Raw genomic sequence first — 18,515 nt, 5'->3', positions numbered from 1 at the left:
ATCTGTGACATCGGCCGGTCGGCGGGCGGCCCGCGTACTCCAGGACGTGCTCCGGGACGTACTCCGATCCGCGTAGTGCGGATGCCGCCCTGGGGCGGACGCGGCCCGGCTCCGCCCGGACCATGCTGAGCAGGTTGGGGACGTCGGGGCGGGGGAGAGGAGACGGCGCGGGTGGTCGCGGTACCGATCGGAAGCCGGCGGCAGGGGAGCGCGGGCCGTACCAGGACCAGCGGGTGGCTGCTGGGCGACGCCGTGACGGCGGTCGTGATCGCCGTCGCCGGAGCCGTCGGCACGGGGTTCGAGGGGAGCCCGCAGCGGCCGGAGGTGCCCATCGACGCCCGGGGCTTCGCGCTGTTCGTGACGGCCGCGCTGGTCCTGGCGCTGCGCCGCAGGTGGCCGCTGGCCACGCTTGCGGTGGTGGCGGTCTGCACCGCCGGCTACCTGGACCTCGGGTACGCCTACGGGCCGATCATCGCCACCTTCATGATCGCCGTCTACACCGCGGCCAGGCACGCGCCCCTGGCCGGAGCGGTGCCGTACGCCGCGGGCGGGCTCGTGCTGGTCCTGCCGCACCTGATCGTCCGTGACTCCGGGCTCGGCGTGTCCGGGGCCATCCCGGTCTCCGCCTGGGCGGTGGTGCCCTTCGCCCTGGGGTACGCGCTCCGGCTGCGGCACGAGACGGCGACCCGGGCCCGCGCCGAGGTGATCCGGCAGAGCGTGGACGACGAACGGTTCCGTGTCGCCCAGGAGGTGCACGACATCGTCGGCCACGGCCTCGCCGCGATCAAGATGCAGGCCGACATCACCCTGCACGTGCTCGCCAGGAAGCCCGAACAGGCGGAAGTGGCGCTGGAGGCGATCAGCCGCACCAGCAGCGAGGCGCTCGACGAGCTGCGGGCCGCGCTCGCCGTGGTGCGCCGCACCGGCGCCGGCCCGGAGCGGTTCCCGGTGCCGAGCCTGGTCCGGCTGGACGAGTTGCGGCAGCGGATGGCCGAGGCGGGGGTGTACGTACGGCTCGACGTCGACGGCGACGCCGCGGCCGCCCTGCCGGTCGCGGTGGAGCTGACCGGCTACCGGATCATCCAGGAGTCGCTGACCAACGTGCTGCGGCACAGCGGGGCCCGGCAGGCCACGGTCGGCATCCGCTACGCGCGCGACAGCGTGTCGATCGTCGTCACCAACCCCGTGGTCGCCAATCCGGTGGTTGCCGATCCCGCCGTCGCGGCGCCGCCCGGTGCCGGCGCGTCGGGCACGAGTGCCGGCGGGGGCGCGGGCGACGAGACCGCGGGCAACGGGTCGACGGGCAACGGACGTTCGGGCGGCGGCGGTTCCGGCATCGCCGGCATGCGCGAGCGCGCCCTCGCCCTCGGCGGGGAACTCACCGCCGCGCCCTCCGCCCGGGATACGTTCGAGGTGCGTGCCCGACTTCCCCTCGGAGCCCCGTCATGATCACCGTGCTCGTCGTCGACGACCAGGACCTCGTGCGCTTCGGCCTGCGCACCCTCGTGGAGAACGAGGAAGGCATGGCGCTGGCCGGCGAGGCCGCGGACGGGCTGGCCGCGGTGGCCGTCGCGCGGCAGACGCGACCGGACGTCATCCTCATGGACATCCGCATGCCGGGCATCGACGGCATCGCCGCCCTGCGGCGCATCACCGCGGACCCGGCACTCGCCGGCACCAAGGTCATCATGCTCACCACGTTCGAACACGACGAGTACATCTTCGACGCCCTGCGCCACGGCGCCGGCGGCTTCCTGCTCAAGGACACCAAACCGGCCGAACTCCTCCAGGCGATCCGCTCCGTCGTCGACGGCGGCACGCTGATGTCGCCGTCGGTGACCCGCAAGGTGGTGCGCGAGTTCGTCTCGGCGTCGCCCCGGTCGCTGAAGCCGCATCCGCAGCTGCGCTCCCTCACCGACCGGGAGCGCGAGGTCGTCGTCCTGGCCGCGGAAGGGCTCGACAACGACGAGATCGCCGAGCGGCTCGTGATCAGCCCGGCCACGGCCCGCACCCACGTCAGCCGGGCGATGGTCAAGCTCGGCGCCAGGAGCCGTGCCCAACTGGTCGTCTTCGCCTACCAGTCCGGGCTCGCCGACGGGGCGTGACGCCCCGCCCTGACGTGACGGCCCGCCCCGACGTGGCGGCGCAGCCGGCGTACGCGGATCTGCGTACGGCGACTGCCGCCCGGCAGCCGACGTCCGCGGGCGCGCCGCGACCCACGATGGGCGCATGGTCAACCAACGACATCAGGCACAGCCGCACCGGGCGGACACGACGCGCAGACTGGCCGTCGGCGGGATGACCGCCGCGGCCCTGGGAATCTACGTGCAGCGCGCGGGCGGCGCGGACTACCCGGTCGTCCCGCCGGGCGTCGTCGTCCTGCTGGCCGGCGCGGCGCTGCTCGCGCTGCGCCGGCGGTGGGCTCCGCCGCTCGGTGCGCTGATCGCGGTCTTCATCTCCTTCGGCGGGATCGTGACGCCCAAGATGCGCGACCAGTTGGGCGCGGCGTCCAAGGTGACGGCCTTCTCCGGAACGGTGATCGAGCTCGTGGGCCTGGTGCTCGGCCTGGTCTGCGGTGTCGCGGTGGCCGTCCGCGCGGTGCGCGGGAGGCGGCCGGCATGAGCGGAACCGGCAACGCCCAGGGCGACTTCGGCTCCTTCGCGATCGACGTCCGCGGCCTGAGCAGGAGTTACGGCGGCCACACGGTCGTGGACGGTGTGACCTTCGGCGTGCGGCCCGGAGTCATCACCGGCTTCCTCGGCCCGAACGGAGCCGGCAAGTCGACCACCATGCGCATGATGATCGGCCTCACCCCGCCGACCTCCGGACGCTGCACCGTACTCGGCCACGACTACCGGCACCTGCCCAACCCGGGCCGCCGGGTCGGGGTGCTGCTGGACGCGTCGGCGCAGCACTCCGGGCGCACCGGCCGCGAGGTGCTCACCCTCTCGGCGATGGTGATGGGCCTGGAGCGCACGCGGGTCGACGAGGTGCTCGAACTCGTCGGCCTCACCCCGACCGAGGCCCGCCGCCGTACCGGCACCTACTCCCTGGGCATGCGCCAGCGCCTCGGCGTGGGGCACGCGCTGCTGGGCGATCCGCGGGTGCTCATCCTCGACGAGCCGGCCAACGGGCTCGACCCGGCGGGCATCCACTGGATGCGCGGCCTGCTGCGGGACTTCGCCGACGGCGGCGGCAGCATCCTGCTCTCCTCCCACCTGCTGCGCGAGATCGAGGTCATCGCCGACGAACTGGTCGTCATCGGGCGGGGGAGGATCGTCGCCCAGGGCGCCAAGGAGCAACTGCTCGCCGCCGGAGGCACGTTCGTCCGCGCTACGGACGACCGCGCTCTGGCCGACGCGCTCACCGCTGCCGGCATCGACCACACCGCCACCGACGGCGGTCACCTCACCCAGGCCCCCACCGACCAGGTCTCGCGCGTGGCGGCAGCGGCCGGGGTGCGGCTCACGGAGTTGCGCGCCGCCGGGCAGACCGGCCTGGAGGACATGTTCCTGCGGCTGACCGCCGACCACTCGCGCGAGAACGCGAAGAACCCGAAGAACCCGAAGAGCGCGAAGAGCGTAGAGGGCGCGACGACCGCGACCACCGCGAAGGATGCGACGCGACGATGACCACGAACGTGCACCCGGCCCCGCGGCCCGCGCCCGCGCCCGCGGAGCGGCACCCCGGCATCCCCTTCTCCCGCCTGCTCGGCACCGAACTGCGCAAGCTCCGCGACACCCGGGCGGGCCGCTGGCTGCTGATCGCCATCCTCGTCACCACCCCGCTGGTGGTCGCGGTCATGCTGTTCACCGCCGACCCCGCGAAGCTCACCTTCACGAAGCTGGTCGACTTCACCCAGACCCCGCAGAAGCTGCTGCTCCCCGTCGTGGGCATCCTCGCCGTCACCAGCGAGTGGAGCCAGCGCACCGGACTGGTCACCTTCACCCTGGAGCCCGACCGCTCAAGGGTGTTGCTGGCCAAGGGTGGCGCGGCCATGCTGCTCGGGCTGCTGATGGTCGTCAACACCCTTGTCTCGGCGGCATTCGGCAACCTCCTGGGCGTCGTACTGCGTCACGGCGACGGCAGTTGGGCGTTCGGCGCCGGCGGTCTCGGCGACATCACCCTGGTCCTGCTGAGCGGTCTGGCGCTGGGCCTGGCGTTCGGCATGCTGCTGCTGAACGGCGCCGCCGCGATCGTCGCGTTCTACGTGCTGCCCAACCTGTCCAGCGTGCTGTTCAACGCCGTGCACGGGCTCAAGGGCGTCAGCCACTGGCTCGACCTCAACCTCGCCCAAGGACCGCTCTACGACCACGGGTTGAGCGGGCACCAGTGGGCGCAGCTGTGCACGGCGACGCTCCTGTGGGTGGTGCTGCCCGGGGCGTTCGGCGTCCTGCGGGTGCTGCGCAGCGAAGTCACGTCGGGCTGAGGGCAACGCCGGCCATGGCCTCCACCGAAGCGCCCTCCCACCGCCGGGCCTGGGCCCTGTTCGTCGTCGCGGCCGCCGCCGGCGCGGGCCTGGTCAGCCCCTACGTGACGTTCCACGTCGGCAGCGGGCGGCTCGACATCACCGGCCGCCTGCACTGGTACGTCCTGGTCGTGCACATCTTCGCCGCCCTGGTCGCGCTGGTCCTCGGGCCGTTGCAGTTCATCCCGGCGATCCGGGCGCGCCGGCCGGTGCACCGCGCGATCGGCCGCGGCTACCTCCTCGCCGGGGTACTGCCGGCCGCGCTGGCCGCGGTCCCGGTGGCGCTGCTCTCCGGGCGGCTGCTCACCCAGGTCGGGCTGACCGTGGCCGCGGCCGGCTGGCTGGTCACCGGCCACCTCGCGCTGCGGGCCGCCCGCCGGCGGGACTTCGAGGCGCACCGGTCCTGGATGGCGCGCAACTACGCGTTCACCTTCCTCGCCGTCACCGCCCGCGTGGTCGTGCCCCTGCTCCTGCTGGCCCAACTCCCTTTCCGGGGAACGGCCGAGCGCGCCTCCTTCGGCAACGAGGCGCACGACCTCATCCCCGTCGGCCAGACCCTCGGCTGGATCGTCAACCTCGCCGTGGCCGAAGTGCTGATCCGGCGCCGCCGTGCCCGCTCAGCCCACACGTGACCGCCCGTTGCGCCCGCGCCTGACCGCCAGGTCAGTCCGACGTCTGCGCCGGCCCGCCCGTGCGCCGGTAGAGGGCCCGCGCCTCGTCGGTGCGGCCGAGGCTCTCCAGGCAACGGGCCTCGTCGTGGCGGCTGCTGAGGGTGTCGGGGTGGTCGGGGCCGAGCACCCGTTCGCGTGCGTCGGCGACCTCGCGGTAGGCGACCAGCGCCTCGCCCCACCGCCCGAGCCAGCCCAGGCACACGGCGACCTCCCGCTTGCTGACGAGGGTGTCCTCGTCGTCGGGGCCGAGCAGCCGCTCGCGGGCCGCGGCCACCTCGCGCGCCTCGGCCAGTGCTTCCTCCCAGCGGCCGAGGCGGCCGAGGACGACACCGCGCACGTGACGGGCCCGCAGGGTCTCGCTGTCCGTGGCCCCGGCGCCGCGGGTACGGCCCGCCACCAGCTCCTGGAAGACGTTGAGCGCCTCCGCGTCGCGGCCCAGGCGGCCCAGGCAGATCCCGATCTCGTAGTGGGCGGCCAGCGTGTCGGGATGGTCGGGGCCCAGCACCCGCGACCGGGCGCCGGCGACCTCGCGGTTGGCCTCCAGCGCCTCCTCCCAGCGCCCGTTCCGACCGAGCAGGAGAGCGGCCTCGCCACGGGTGACGAGCGTGTCGGGGTGGTCGGGGCCCAGCACCCGCTCCCGGGCCTCGGCGACCTCGACCGTGGCGGTGTAGGCATCCTCCGTACGGCCCGACTGGGCCAGGTTGTAGGCGAGGTTGTGCTTGCACCGCAGCGTGTCGGGGTGGTCGGGGCCGAGGGTGCGCACGCGCGCGTCGAGTACCGCGGCGAACTCCTGGCGGGCCTCCAGGTGCCGGCCGAGCATGCCGAGCGTGTACGCGGCCTCGTGGCGCGCAGCGAGCGTGTCGGGGTGGTCGGGGCCGAGCACGCGGCCGCGGACCTCGGCCACCTGGGTGTGCAGCGGCAACGCCTCCTCGGCCCGGCCGAGTCGGGTCAGCCAGCAGGCCGCTTCGTGCCGGCCGGCCAGGGTGTCGGGGTGCTCGGGGCCCTGGACGCGCTCGCGTTCGGCGGCGACCGCGGCGCTCAGGCCGTACGCCTCGGTCCAGAGCCCGAGTCGGCCGAGGCTGTCGGCCGCGGCCTGGCGGGCGGCCAGCGCGGAGACCCGGTCGTCGTGGCCGGACGGGGACGGCACGTCGTCGGTCGAGGGGGCGGCGGCGGGGCCGGGGTCGGCGGCCGGTGCGGAAGGGTGCCACGACTGCTGCTGGGGGGCGGCGGCCTGCTGATGCCTCGCCGTGAGGCGCGCGGTCACCTCGGCGGCCTGCTGCGGGCGGTCCGCGGGGTCCTTGGCGAGCAGGTCGAGGATGAGGCGTTCCAGCTCCTCCGGCAGGTCGGGGCGCCGTGCGCGCGGCGGCTCGGGGATGTGGTCGCGGTGCGCGATCAGGATGGACCAGGCGTCGCCGAGGTCGAACGGCGGTTTCCCGGTGGCGAGTTCGTACAGCACGCAGCCCAGCGCGTACAGGTCGCTGCGCTGGTCGACGACGGAGGCGTTGATCTGCTCGGGGGACATGTAGTGCGTGGTGCCCAGGGCGACGTCGGCGTTGGTGAGGCGGGAGGAGAAGCTGTCGTTGCCGAGCCGGGCGATGCCGAAGTCGCAGACCTTCACGGTTCCGTCGCCCAGGCGCATGATGTTGGTCGGTTTCAGGTTCCGGTGCACGATGCCGCGCTCGTGGGCGTAGGCCAGTGCGGACGCCAACTGCAGCGCGATGTCGACGAGTTCGGGGATCGGCAGCAGGCGGCCGCCGGACTGGGCGAGCACCTGGCGCAGGTTGCGGCCGTCGAGCAGTTCCATCACCAGGAACAGCACGCCGTCGTGCTCGCCGAAGTCGTGCACGACGGTGATGCCGCGGTGCTGGAGCGCCGCAGCCACCCGCGCCTCGCGCCGGAACCGCTCCTGGATGGCGCGGGTGAGCCCAGCGCGGCCGGAACGACCCGGCGGCAGAAGGCACTTGACCGCCACCCGGCGGGCCAGCGACTCGTCCTCCGCACGCCATACCTCGCTCATCCCGCCGCGCCCGATCAGCCGGCGCAGCCGGTAGCGGCCCTGGATCAGGGCGGGCGGGGCGAGTCCCACGGCAGGGACCGCCGGCATCGCGGGGAACTCCCGCGCGGTCTGCGGGCCTTGGGCCGCCAGGGAGAGGGGCGGCGCGGGTGGCGGGGCGCCCGGCGGCGCGATGTCCGCCAGGTCGTCGAGGAACCGGCGGGCCGTGGGCCGCCGGCGCGGATCGGGGTCCAGGCAGCGCTCGATCAGCGTGCGCAGGTCGCCCAGGTGCCCCGGCAGCCGGGCCGGGAAGCGGGGATCGTGCGTCACCTCGTAGACCAGGGTCGTCCCCAGGCCGTGGATGTCGAAGGAAGGGTCCAGCGGCTCGATCGTCGAATATCCCTCGGGCGGCAGGGGACCGGTGGCGCGGGAGCGGTACTGCGGATACGGGTGGACGCGTCCGTCGAACTGGGCGTAGACCCAGCTGATGAGGACCACCGAGCCGGGGACGGTCAGGACGGCGTGCGGTGAGAGGTTGCCGTGGACGATGCCCGCCGCGTGGGCCCGGTCGAGTGCCGTGGCCAGCTCGCGGGCCAGTGCGGCCAGGGAGCGGAAGTCGTCCGCGGGGCGGGCGCGCTGCCAAGGGGCGCGGATGAGGTTCGCCGCCGCGCCGCCCGACGGCGAGGTGACGTACTGCATCGCCAGCCAGGACGGCGGGGTCTGCGGGTCGATGCCGAGGAACGACGGTGCCTGCCGGCCGTCCATCCGGCGCAGCGCCTCCGCCTCGACGCGCAGAAGGGCGCCGAGCATCTCGGGGCCGGGGGTGGAATCCCACGGCAGCTCCTTGACCAGGGCCTGCCTGCCCTCGGCGTCCTCCCCCAGGTAGACGTCGGAGAAGTCCGCCGAGCTGACGAAGCGGACGAGCCGGTACGGGCCGACCGTGCGCGAGGTGCCGAGGGTGCCGGGGGTGCCGGGGGTGCCTGGGGTGCCGGGAGCGGCCCGGCCGCTTCTGGCGGTCCGGCCGGCCGCCGGGTCGGTCGGGCTGGTCGGGTCGGTCGGGTCGGTCGGGTCGCTCGGGCTGGTCGGGAGGCCCGGGAGCCTCGGAGCAGTGCGGCTGCTCGGGTTGGCGGGGGAGGCGGGCGCAGCGGGGGCGTCGGGGTGCGCGAGGCCGTCGGCCGAGGACCGGACCCGAGGAGGCGGGCTCGCCAGCCCGGCCCGGTCCAGCGCCTCCTGCCGCAGCAGCGCCCAGGGAATCCCGTCGGCGGGCAGCTCCGCACCGCCGGCGGGATCGGGCAGCAGGCCCGGGACCCGTCCGGCCGCCCGCGGCGCCTGGCGCTCGACGAACCGGGACACCGCGCGGATGACCTGGTCCGTCTCGTGGCCGCGCAACGACCCGAGCAGGGTGGCGCGCACGCCGGGAAGGAAGTCGTGGGGGATGTCCTCCGGCGCGACGTCCTCCGGCGCGGTGGGGCGGCCGGTCGGCTGCGGGACGACGAGGCCGCTGAACAGGACCTCGGCCAGTACCGTCGGCGGGCTTCCCGGGATCATGGCCGCCTGCACCACCCGCATGATGGACACGCTGAGCGGCACGGCCGACAGGCACGCCAGCAGCCGGAACGCCGCCGGCGTGGCGGTCGCGTGGAAGTCCCGCAGGCGCCGGTCCGGCGTTCGCGGATCGTCGCGGGCCGGCGACGGCTCGGGGTCGGCGGACAGCAGCGCGACCGCGGCGTTGGCACTGCGGGAGCCCGGGCCGGCCAGCAACTCGGCCCAGGGCCCGAGCCACGCGGGGCTCAACTCCAGCACCGGCACGGGGATGCTGCCGTGCGGAAGTTCCCGGCTGCCGCGCCGCCGCCCGGTGTATGCCAGATCGGTGTTCGCCGCCGAGAGGGGCGCGCGCCGCAGCCGGGCGGGAACGGCCGGCAGCGCCGTACGGCTCCACAGCCGTTCCGGCAGCGCCTGGAGGACGGCGAGGGGTCCGGCCGCCGCCCACCGCCGCATCGTGTGCCGCACCGCGGGGTCCTGCCAGCCGGGCGCCACCGCGTCGGTGAGGACCAGCACCAGCCTGCGGCCGGACGGGTCGTGCAGTTCCGAGGTGGCCCGCAGCCGGCCCGACGGCGGCGCCGGTTGCGCGCTCACTCCCGGTGAGCCGTCGCGCCCGGCATGCAGATAGCGCACCCGTACGGTCCTGAAGGCCCCCAACTGGATCAACAGGCGGTGCACTTGGCGGGCGAGGGGAGCCCAGAGCAGCAGGCTGGTCGGGTGGCCGTCCACCACGAGGACCGCGTCGAGCCAGCGTTCCGGCGCGGGCCGCAGCACCGGCAGCCGCGCGGCCCCGCGATGCCGGGCGGGCCGCCCCGCCATGGCGTCGACGGTGGCTTCCTCGTCGAGGTCGCCGCCCTGCCGCGAGGGCACCCGCCGCTTGAGCGGCCGCAGGGCGCGCAGCAGTTCGAGCTGATGGGGCAGCGGCGGGGCGGCGGACAGCCGTACCGGACGGGCCGGCCGCCGGCGGGCGCCGCCCGGGAACGGGGCGCTGCCCGGGGCGTGCAGCGGGATCGCGGGATCGCCGGCCGCGGGCGCCCGCTCGTCCGGGAGCGCGGGGCCGGTGTCGACGGTGTCGTCGAGCGCTGCGGGCGGGGACTCCGCCGGCTCCTCGCCGGCCGCGGGCGCGCCGGCGCCGGCGGGCAGCCGCGTGGCGAGCCAGAGGATCTCGGCGATCTCCCGCGGTGTGGGGTCCTCCGCGCCGGGTCCGAGACCGGGTCCGGGTCCGGGGCCAGGCCCCGGTCCGAGTCCGGCCAGCACGGACCGGAACGCGTCCACGCTCACAGGCGGTCCTGGTTGAGGAACTGCAGGACGAGATCGGCGACATGGCCGCGGTCGGTCGTGTCGCCCTGCGCGTGCCGGGCCAGGTACACCGCCTGCAGCAGCTGGTCGGTGGCCAGTTCGCCCTTGCTGCGCCGGTCGAGGAAGAGCGAGATGAGGTGCTCGGCGTGCGGTGCCGCCTCGCCCAGATGGGCGTGCACGATGGCGCGCAGCCGCTCCGGCGAGGGCGTCGGAAGGTGCAGGCGTACGCACCGCCGGAGGAAGGCGGGCGGGAAATCCCGCTCGCCGTTGCTGGTGAGCACGACGAACGGGAAGGCCCTGCACCGCACTTGACCCGCGGCGACCGCCACCCGCCGGCCGTCGTCGGCCGGCCGGACCTGCGCGTCGGTGAGCGTGTCGGCGACCCGCGACAGCTCGGGGATCTCGAAGAAGCCTTCCTCGAACACGTCCAGGAGGTCGTTGGGAAGGTCGATGTCGCTCTTGTCGATCTCGTCCACGAGCAGCACCCGGGGCAGCGCGTAGGGCGCCATCGCGGTGCCGAGCGGACCGAGCCGGAAGTACCGCCCGACATCGACCGGCGTGGCCTCGGGTGTGCGGTCGGCCTCCTCCAGCCGGCCGATGGCGTCGTAGCGGTAGAGGCCGTCCTTGAGGGTGCTGCGGCTGGTGATCGGCCAGCGCAGCACCGGGCCGAGCCGCAACTCGTGGGCCACCGCGTACGCCAGGCTGGACTTTCCCACGCCCGGGTCGCCGGTCACCAGCAGGGGACGCCGCAGGTACAGCGCGGTGTTGACCATCTCGACCGTCTTCGGGTCGGCCTGGTAGGCGACGGCCCGCAGCGGCCAGCGGTCGGACAGGCCGTAGGCGTGGTCCCGGTCGAAGGGGGTGGGCCGGTCGGAGTAGAACGCGCGCCAGGGCGGCGGAGCGGGCAGATCCTGGATGCCGTCGTGGGGTTCGCCGCTGCCGCGGTAGATCAGCCAGTCGTCCATCGGATCGCTCTTCTCTTCCTACGCGTAGCGCAGCGGCGGGTGGGGGAGCCGCCGCTCGGGGTCGTCCCACAGGAGCACGAGGTCCTGGGCGTGGTGTCCGCCCGCGGGGGTGACCGCGGCCCTCCCGCGCAACTGGCGTACCCGCTCCGGCCACTGCTTCGGCGGGGTGACCTCCACGTCCGTGCGCAGCCTGGTGAAGAACGTCTCGGCGGGGCAGCGCCGGTCGCCGGCGCCGCCGGGACAGTCGCGGGGCAGCCGGGACGGGCAGCCCGAGTACGCGGCGGCGGAGCAGTCGTGGAGGTCGGACCGGCGCCAGAGGATCACCGGCACCCCCGAGGCCAGCGCGACCTCCAGGACGGCGCCGGAGGAAGGGTGCCGAAGCGAGCTGGCGAGCACCAGCGCGGCCATGGCGGGCTCGGACTCGATCCACCCTTCGAGGACCTCCTGGTCCGACTCGTCGTTGCAGGCCAGTGCCAGCGACGGTCCCGCCGCCGACCCGGCGGTGAACCGGTCCCACCGGCTGTGCCAGTACTGGCGCAGCTCCTCGTCGTCGAACCGCTCCAAGTCCCGCAGCACCACCGGGTGTTTGCGGCCGAGGCTGGACCAGGCCTTGCGGGTCCAGGGCTTCCACTCGTCGAAGTCCTGCTCCATGAGCTCCTGGGGGACGATCAGTTCGACCATCACCGGGTCGCCGCCCGACCGGCCCAGGAGGGCGAGCTGCTCCGGCAGCATGCTCCGGGCCCGCTCCAGCGCGTCCACGAGCGGGAGGGCGTCCGACTCGTGGCCGGCGGGCGAGATGGCGTCCGGACCCTCGTAGCGCCACATCGCCACCGTGTAGCGGGCCGGATCGACCGCGGAGGGCTTGAGGCGGATCATCACCGAACGCGGGACGGCGGGCTGCGCGGCGGCGGCCGGCAGGCTGTCGGTCAGGTCCTGGACGTCCAGTCCCAGCGCGTCACCCTGCGTGTCGATCCACCACCGCAGCTTCTCGGCGGCGCCGCCGGACGCCGTACGGGCGACGGCCGCCGCGTGCAGCAGGCCGCGGGGTACGCGTTGATCCGCCGCGCCGAGCGCCTCCAACTCGCTGACGACGTCGCGGTGTTCGTGCAGCGGCAAGGCGGGTGCGGCGGCATAGCGGCCGGCCGCGTCGTGGAAGGCCGGCAGCAGGCCGCCCGGCTCGGGCGAAGGGACGGCGGCCAGCAGGCCGAACAGCGTGCGGTGCCCGCGCGGGGACAGCAGCGGCCGCCCGAGCGGCGTCCCCGCGGGCGCCGGCGCGGTGGGCCACCGTACGTCCGTGGCGTGGAAGGCGTCATGGGCGCGGACCAGCGCCCGGTACGCCGTCGGGTCCAGGCAGCGCAACGCGCCGACCGGGGTGGCCAGACCGCCCATGTCGGTGCCGTCCATCCGGGTGGCCTTGACCACCGCGCAGATGCCGTGGGTGCCCAGATCCACCACCGGGCCGCCCGACATGCCGGGGGTGACCTCGTCGTGCTTGAGCCGGAACATCAGCCCGCCGTCGAAGAACTGGTCGCCCTGGTACGCGAAGACGGCGGTGACGATCTCGGGCTCGACGCGGTACTTGTCGGAGTAGCCGATGGCGGTCAACTGCTGCCCGCCCCGCGGGATCTGGTCGTGCCACCAGGCGCAGGGGTGGCCCTCGGGCGGGTCCTGGAGCGCCACGATCGCCAGGTCCGGAAACGGCCACAGGCCGCCGTGGGCCGGGGCCGCGGAGGCGGCCAGCACCGAGCCGCCCAGCTCGCGGCCCTGCCAGCTCACCGTGACCGGTCCGCCCCGCTCGCCCGCGACATGGGCGCAGGTGACCACGTAGCCCGGCGCGGCCAGGAACCCGCTGCCCGCCGTCCGGCCCCGCACCCGGACCAGGCACTGCTGCGCCGGCCCGGTCAACTGCGCTGTCCGCAAGGGCAGTTCGACCGCACCGGTAAGCGGGTCCCGGTCACTGCGGCGCCCCGGAGCCGGGCTGCTCGCCGCCCCACTCGAGCGTCACCTTGACCGCCGCGGTGCCGCTCGTCCCGGCCAGCGCGGCCACCAAGCCGTCCTTGCCGAGGGCGAGTTCGACGCCGAACTCCACGCTCACCTTGTCGGGGGCCGCCTGCGCCACGGCGTCGCGGACGTTGGTGGCCACCGTCCGCAGCGTCGTCTCGAACCCGCGGAGCGCTCGGGCGCCGCCGTCGAGGAGGCCGGAGTCCTGGGGTCCGCCGGGGGATTCGATCCGGGCCCAGATCGCCTGTCCGTCCGGGAGTTGAACCTCCACCAGCTGCCGCATGTCCCCCACCCGAACCGTGCCGACTCTCCAGGTTTCCACGATAGAGCCGCCGCGCGGCGCGGCGCAGGAGGTTCGTCCGTATGAGACTCCCGGCAGCCCTCCGCCCGGGGCCGGCGTGGCTTCGGCCGGGGTCGCCCTGGATCGCCCGGGATCGGCGGGGCGTTCGGCGCCCGCGGTCAGGCGCCCGCGGTCGAGCGGTGACGGTCAGGCGGTGACGGTCAGGCGGTGACGGTCACCAGGAGGCCGCCGCCGGGCGCGGGCCGCACGCTCACGTGCTCCAGGGAGGGGGCGTGCGCGCTGGGCTGGTGGGCGGCCGCGCGGGGGCCGACGCCGACGACCCGCATCCCCGCCGCGCGGGCCGCCGCGATGCCGACCTCGGCGTCCTCGAAGACCAGGCACTCCTCGGGGGCGAAACCGAGTTCGGCGGCGCCCTTCAGGAAACCCTCGGGGTCGGGCTTGCTGGCGCTCACGCACTCCGCGGTGACCCGGACCGCCGGCATCGGCAGTCCGGCGGCGTCCATGCGGGTCTGCGCGAGGCCGATGCTCGCGGAGGTGACGAGGGCGTGCGGGTGCCCCTGGAGCGCGGCGAGGAAGGCGGGCGCGCCGGGGACGGGCACCACGCCGTCGGTGTCGGCGGTCTCCTCGGCGAGCAACTCCGCGTTCTCGGCGAGGTTCTCGGCCACCGGCCGGTCCGGGAGGAGCACGGCCATCGTGGCGTGGCCCTGGCGGCCGTGCACGACCGAGAGCACGTGGACCGGGTCGAGCCCCTTGCGCTCGGCCCAGCGCCGCCAGCAGCGCTCCACGACCGCGTCGGAGTTCACCAGGGTGCCGTCCATGTCCAGCAGCAGCGCGCGAGCGCGGAACTCGGTGGAGGGGGCGGACGGCGTCATGGAAGTGCTCCCTGGGGTGCGAGACGGTGCGGGGGCGGCCGCCTCGTCTGGTGCCGCGGCGGCCGCCCCCGGCGGTAACTCCGTACTCCGTGGTCCCGCCCGCCGGTCAGGGGTAGCGGGCGGAACCACTTTGTTCCATCACGATACAAAAGATGTGGCCGCTGCGCCAGTCCCCGCCCCGACCGCCCTAGACTCGCCGCATGCCCACGGAACCCTTCGGGCCGCTCCAGTTCCAGCTCGTGCTGCTGCGGCGGATGGCCGACCACCAGCCGGGCCTGGTCGACGACGCGCTGCGCACGCTGGGCGTGAACCACACCGATCTGCGCGAGGCGAACCGCCGGTGGCAGGCGCGGCTGCACAGCCGCACGTTCCCGCGCGGCGAGGCCCGCTACCGTACGGCGCTCGGGCCGCCGGAGGACGTCAGGGAGCAGCGGGCCGGGGATCTGGAGCTGCGGGCGGCGCTGTGGCCCGTGCCGCTCTGGCCCGACCTGCGGTTCGAGGTGGTCACGCTGCCCGGCCCGGGGGGAGGCGGCGCCGGGGCGGTCGTCAACGAGTGGCTGGTGCGCGCGCCCGGGGCGGAGCCGCCGCGCCCGGCGGCCGTCGCGGACCTGGCGCCGTGGTCGTGCACCGTGGACGACGCGGCCCGCGCCTTCCCGCCGGCGGCGCCGTTGCCGCCCGACGCGCCGTCCCGGGCCCGGCTGGCGCTCACCGACCCGCTGACCGGGGGCCGGGTGATCGCGCACTTCACGTGGGGCCTGCTCCAGTACGTGGAGCCCGCGGGGACCGCGCCGGGGCGGCCGTAGCGCCGGAGGCCGGCCTGGCCCGCCGGCTGCCGGGTGCCCTCGTCCGAGCCCCGGGCCGGCGTTCGGCTCGTCCTACGAGTCGCCCTGCGTCTGGCGTTCGAGGGCGGCGCGGGTCTTGGGCCCGTACACGCCGTCGTGGCTGCCGTCGGCCGCGTCGGTGACCCAGTACCAGACCTGGAAGGTGGCCACCGCCAGCCGCGTCTGGCTGTTGAAGACGCCGTTGATCGGCCCCGCGTAGACCCACACCTCGCTCAGCCGGCGCTGGAGGTCGGCGACGGCCGGGCCGGAGTCGCCGAGCTGGAGCACCTGCGTGGCGGCGGACGAGGCGTCGCTCGCGGGCGGCGTGGAGGTGTCGGTGCCCGAGCTGGTGGCGGGGTCCGAGGGCGCCGCGGGGGTGCCCGGCGCGGCCGAGGTGGACCCGGCGACGTGGGCCGATGTGCCGCCCGAGCCGGCCGGAGTGGCGCTGTCGGTGGCCGGCGGCGTGGTGGCCGACGTCGAGGGGGTGGCCGACGGGCTCGCCGCGCGGGTCGTGGTGGTCGTGGCGCGCGGGGCACCGGGGTCGGCCATGGCCGGGGCCGACGACGCGGTGGACTGCGTGGCGTCCGTCGGCAGCACCACGTCCGGCATCGACGAGGACTGGTCGGGCAGCGCCCGGTCGGTGCTGCCCTGCTCCTGGCCGATCTGGCCGCTGACCGCCACGGCGCCCGCGGCCAGCGCGGACGCGGCGACCGCTGCCGCCGCCACCACGATGCCGCGCTTGCGCCGCCGGTGCCGGCCCCGGGCGGCCGCCACGGCGTGCGCGTGGGCCGCGTCGCGCCCCCCGTCGTGCGGGGCCTCGGCGTACTCCACACCCGCGTACCTGGCGGGGAACAGGCCCAGGTCGGCGACGGCGGGCCCGTCGTCGTCCACCGGGCCGGGCGGGTCGGTGTCGATCAGCCGCCGTACGGTGCTCTCGCCGGCCGCGTCGCCGTGCGGATCGGTGACGTAGGGGCGCAGCCGCAGCGGGTGGAAGCCCTCCACGGCCGCCACGGCCGCCGCGCGCTGCGCGGACCGCTCGGCGGCCCGTATCCCGCCCGCGTCGTCCTCGGCGGCCGGGCCGGGGCTGGTGGGCCCGGTGCCGTCGGCGGCGGTCGGGACGCCGTCCGCGCCGCCGCCCCCGATACGGTCCTCGGTCATGCCGTCACCCCTCGCGGCGCGGTCGCCCTGGGCGTACGCGTACGGCCGGTACGACGGGTCCGGCCGGTCGTCCCGGCCGTCCTGTCCGTTCGGCTGCTCCGGCGCCACTGGGTCCCCTCCCGCCGTTCGTACCCGGGTCCGCACGATCCGTTCACACGGTGCGCGCGAATTCTCCGGTGATTATGCCGATCCGACACGCCTCCGGCACAGCGCCCGGCGGTAGTGGTGACCGGTTCCGCAGGCCATAACCGTACAAAGGGTGGGAATATGAGTTTCTGGCCCTCGGGGAAGCGAGGCGAGGAGCTGCCACATGGCCCAGGACACCAGCACCGCCGCGGCACCGGCGGCGGCACCGGGCGAGCAGCAGGACAAGCGCGCGGTACGGATCGCGATCGGCGCGCTCGCCCTCGGGCTGCTGCTGGCCGCGCTCGACCAGACCATCGTGTCGACCGCACTGCCCACGATCGTCAGCGACCTCGGCGGCATCGACCACCTGTCATGGGTCGTGACCGCCTACCTGCTGGCGTCCACCGCGGCAACTCCACTGTGGGGCAAGCTCGGTGACATGTACGGCCGCAAGCGGCTGTTCCAGTCCGTGATCGTGATCTTCCTGATCGGCTCGGCGCTGTGCGGGATCTCGCAGAGCATGGGCGAGTTGATCGCGTTCCGGGCGTTGCAGGGGCTGGGCGGCGGCGGGTTGATCGCGCTGTCCATGGCGATCGTCGGCGACATCGTGCCGCCTCGCGACCGCGGCCGCTACCAGGGCGTGTTCGGCGGGGTGTTCGGCGCGGCGAGCGTGCTCGGGCCGCTGCTGGGCGGGGTGTTCACCGAACAGCTCTCCTGGCGCTGGGTGTTCTACATCAACCTGCCGATCGGCATCGTGGCGCTCGCCGTGATCGCCGCGGTGCTGCACATCCCGGTACGCCGCACCGCGCACCGCATCGACTACGCCGGCATGGCGGTGGTGGCCGCGGCCGCGACCTGCCTCGTGCTGGTCACCTCGCTCGGCGGCACCACCCTGGCGTGGAGCTCGCCCGGCATCATCGTGCTGGCGGTGGTCGGGGTCGCGCTGGTCGCGGTGTTCGTGATGATCGAGCGGCGCGCGCAGGAGCCGGTGCTGCCGCCGGGGCTGTTCAAGGTGCGCACCTTCGTCATCTGCTCGGGCATCTCCTTCATCATCGGCTTCGCGATGTTCGGCGCGATGACCTACCTGCCGACCTTCCTCCAGGTCGTGCACGGCTACTCGCCGACGCTCTCCGGCGTCCACATGATCCCGATGGTGGTCGGGCTGCTGCTCGCCTCCACCGGCTCCGGCCAGATCATCAGCCGCACCGGCCGCTACAAGGTCTTCCCGATCCTCGGCACCGCCGTCACCGCGGTCGGGCTGATCCTGCTGCACCAGCTCGACGAGTTCACCGCGACCTGGGTGATGAGCCTGTACTTCTTCGTCTTCGGGTTCGGCCTCGGCCTGGTGATGCAGGTGCTGGTGCTCGCGGTGCAGAACGCGGTCGGCTACGAGGACCTGGGTTCCGCCACCTCCGGCACCACCTTCTTCCGCTCCATCGGCGCGTCCTTCGGCGTCTCGGTGTTCGGCACCGTCTTCACCAACCAGCTCTCGGACAAGCTGGGTTCCGCGCTGCGCGGGGTGCGGGTGCCGGCCGGCTTCGATCCGGCCAGGCTCCAGGCCGACCCGACGGCCATCGCCGGACTGCCGAGTGCCATCAAGGCGCCGGTGCTGCACGCCTATTCGCAGTCGATCACCACCGTCTTCCTGTGGGCGGTGCCGGTCGCGCTGCTCGGCTTCGTGCTGGCCTGGCTGCTGAGGGAGCAGCCACTGCGCGGGTCGGTCACGGCGCCGGACGCCAACGAGACGTTCGGCACCAATCCGGTGGAGCGCTCCTCGCTCGACGAGATCGCCCGCTGCCTGTCGGTGCTGGGCAACCGGGAGACCAAACGGGACCTGTACATCCGCGTCACCGACAAGGCCGGCGCCGACATCCATCCGGCCACCAGCTGGCTGCTGCTGAGAATCGCCCACCAGGGCGAGGCCGACCCGGTGGAGCTGGCCGAGCACGCCACGGTGCCGAGCGCGATGATCGAACGGTCCGCGGTCGAGGCCGAGACCCGCGGGTTCGCCGTCCGCGACGGCAACCCCCTGCGGCTCACCGAGTCCGGGAAGGCCATGGCGGCGCGGCTCGGCGAGGCCCGCCGCAACGTCCTGGCCGACCTGCTCGGCGACTGGGACCCCTCCCGGCACAGCGAACTCGCGGCGCTGCTGACGAAGTTGAGCGGGGAGTTGTGCGGCGGCGACCATGACCGGCCGGAGCGGCCCGAACGGCCGGCGCACGCGCACCGGGTGCTCTGAATCCCCTTCCCGCGGCCCCCTTCCCTTCCTCCGTCCTTTCCTCCTTCCTTCCCCGCCGC

General features: G+C 74.7%; 14 protein-coding genes. 8 read left to right on the top strand and 6 right to left on the bottom strand.

The annotated features are described in order from the left end of the window. The first annotated feature begins 171 nt into the window (after positions 1–171). From AB0399_RS18665 to AB0399_RS18640, 6 genes are all read left to right on the top strand, one after another. The gene (locus AB0399_RS18665; RefSeq protein ID WP_366412050.1) at positions 172–1,449 is read left to right on the top strand and encodes a histidine kinase; all 1,278 of its coding nucleotides are present in this window, start codon (positions 172–174) and stop codon (positions 1,447–1,449) included. After that, entirely contained in the window at positions 1,446–2,105 is a 660-nt protein-coding gene (locus AB0399_RS18660) for a response regulator transcription factor (RefSeq protein WP_366412049.1), read from the top strand. The genes AB0399_RS18665 and AB0399_RS18660 overlap by 4 nt, the downstream gene beginning before the upstream one ends. Before the next feature lie 124 nt (positions 2,106–2,229). Beyond that, positions 2,230–2,622 carry a hypothetical protein gene (locus AB0399_RS18655; protein WP_329369817.1) on the top strand — a complete coding sequence of 131 codons (393 nt, stop codon included), beginning with the start codon at positions 2,230–2,232 and terminating at the stop codon, positions 2,620–2,622. Beyond that, positions 2,619–3,632, top strand: a complete 1,014-nt coding sequence (locus AB0399_RS18650) for an ATP-binding cassette domain-containing protein (protein WP_366412048.1) — start codon at positions 2,619–2,621, stop codon at positions 3,630–3,632. The genes AB0399_RS18655 and AB0399_RS18650 overlap by 4 nt, the downstream gene beginning before the upstream one ends. Continuing rightward, complete coding sequence (locus AB0399_RS18645) at positions 3,629–4,429, top strand: ABC transporter permease (protein ID WP_366412047.1); 801 nt, start codon at positions 3,629–3,631, stop codon at positions 4,427–4,429. The genes AB0399_RS18650 and AB0399_RS18645 overlap by 4 nt, the downstream gene beginning before the upstream one ends. A 14-nt stretch (positions 4,430–4,443) precedes the next feature. Continuing rightward, the gene (locus AB0399_RS18640) at positions 4,444–5,100 is read left to right on the top strand and encodes a DUF2306 domain-containing protein (protein WP_366412046.1); all 657 of its coding nucleotides are present in this window, start codon (positions 4,444–4,446) and stop codon (positions 5,098–5,100) included. 31 nt (positions 5,101–5,131) lie between these two features. Here the strand turns inward: AB0399_RS18640 and AB0399_RS18635 are convergent, their stop codons facing one another. The 5 genes from AB0399_RS18635 to AB0399_RS18615 form a co-directional block, all read right to left on the bottom strand. Then, positions 5,132–9,955, bottom strand: coding sequence for an SAV_2336 N-terminal domain-related protein (locus AB0399_RS18635; RefSeq protein WP_366412045.1), 4,824 nt, complete (start codon positions 9,953–9,955; stop codon positions 5,132–5,134). Next, positions 9,952–10,938, bottom strand: coding sequence for a MoxR family ATPase (locus tag AB0399_RS18630; RefSeq protein ID WP_366412044.1), 987 nt, complete (start codon positions 10,936–10,938; stop codon positions 9,952–9,954). The genes AB0399_RS18635 and AB0399_RS18630 overlap by 4 nt, the downstream gene beginning before the upstream one ends. Positions 10,939–10,956: 18 nt before the next feature. Further along, the gene (locus AB0399_RS18625; RefSeq protein WP_366412043.1) at positions 10,957–12,858 is read right to left on the bottom strand and encodes a trypsin-like peptidase domain-containing protein; all 1,902 of its coding nucleotides are present in this window, start codon (positions 12,856–12,858) and stop codon (positions 10,957–10,959) included. A 34-nt stretch (positions 12,859–12,892) separates the two neighbouring features. Beyond that, positions 12,893–13,222, bottom strand: a complete 330-nt coding sequence (locus AB0399_RS18620; protein WP_366412042.1) for a CU044_2847 family protein — start codon at positions 13,220–13,222, stop codon at positions 12,893–12,895. 218 nt (positions 13,223–13,440) lie between these two features. Then, a complete protein-coding gene (locus AB0399_RS18615; RefSeq protein ID WP_366412041.1) occupies positions 13,441–14,112 on the bottom strand; it encodes an HAD-IA family hydrolase in 672 nt (223 codons plus the stop codon). A gap of 200 nt (positions 14,113–14,312) precedes the next feature. Here AB0399_RS18615 and AB0399_RS18610 point away from each other — a divergent pair, with 200 nt between their 5' ends. Further along, positions 14,313–14,915 carry a hypothetical protein gene (locus tag AB0399_RS18610; RefSeq protein ID WP_329369826.1) on the top strand — a complete coding sequence of 201 codons (603 nt, stop codon included), beginning with the start codon at positions 14,313–14,315 and terminating at the stop codon, positions 14,913–14,915. 72 nt (positions 14,916–14,987) lie between these two features. Here AB0399_RS18610 and AB0399_RS18605 read toward each other — a convergent pair whose 3' ends face one another. Beyond that, on the bottom strand, positions 14,988–16,199 hold the full coding sequence (locus AB0399_RS18605) for a peptidoglycan-binding protein (RefSeq protein ID WP_366412040.1): 1,212 nt from the start codon (positions 16,197–16,199) through the stop codon (positions 14,988–14,990). A gap of 202 nt (positions 16,200–16,401) precedes the next feature. Between AB0399_RS18605 and AB0399_RS18600 the strand changes: the two genes are divergently transcribed. Continuing rightward, positions 16,402–18,456, top strand: coding sequence for an MFS transporter (locus AB0399_RS18600; RefSeq protein WP_329369828.1), 2,055 nt, complete (start codon positions 16,402–16,404; stop codon positions 18,454–18,456). The last annotated feature ends 59 nt before the right edge of the window (positions 18,457–18,515 follow it).

Origin of the sequence: Streptomyces sp. NPDC088194 (assembly GCF_040702025.1) — a bacterium.
Lineage (GTDB): Bacteria > Actinomycetota > Actinomycetes > Streptomycetales > Streptomycetaceae > Actinacidiphila.
Note: the sequence above shows the minus strand (reverse complement) of the source record. Positions and strands in the feature narration are given on the sequence as shown.

Coding starts and splice junctions, on each gene's coding strand:
- AB0399_RS18660 (WP_366412049.1), top strand. CDS start 1,446: ATGATCACCGTGCTCGTCGTCGACGACCAGGACCTCGTGCGCTTCGGC.
- AB0399_RS18655 (WP_329369817.1), top strand. CDS start 2,230: ATGGTCAACCAACGACATCAGGCACAGCCGCACCGGGCGGACACGACG.
- AB0399_RS18650 (WP_366412048.1), top strand. CDS start 2,619: ATGAGCGGAACCGGCAACGCCCAGGGCGACTTCGGCTCCTTCGCGATC.
- AB0399_RS18645 (WP_366412047.1), top strand. CDS start 3,629: ATGACCACGAACGTGCACCCGGCCCCGCGGCCCGCGCCCGCGCCCGCG.
- AB0399_RS18640 (WP_366412046.1), top strand. CDS start 4,444: ATGGCCTCCACCGAAGCGCCCTCCCACCGCCGGGCCTGGGCCCTGTTC.
- AB0399_RS18630 (WP_366412044.1), bottom strand. CDS start 10,938: ATGGACGACTGGCTGATCTACCGCGGCAGCGGCGAACCCCACGACGGC.
- AB0399_RS18620 (WP_366412042.1), bottom strand. CDS start 13,222: ATGCGGCAGCTGGTGGAGGTTCAACTCCCGGACGGACAGGCGATCTGG.
- AB0399_RS18615 (WP_366412041.1), bottom strand. CDS start 14,112: ATGACGCCGTCCGCCCCCTCCACCGAGTTCCGCGCTCGCGCGCTGCTG.
- AB0399_RS18610 (WP_329369826.1), top strand. CDS start 14,313: ATGCCCACGGAACCCTTCGGGCCGCTCCAGTTCCAGCTCGTGCTGCTG.
- AB0399_RS18600 (WP_329369828.1), top strand. CDS start 16,402: ATGGCCCAGGACACCAGCACCGCCGCGGCACCGGCGGCGGCACCGGGC.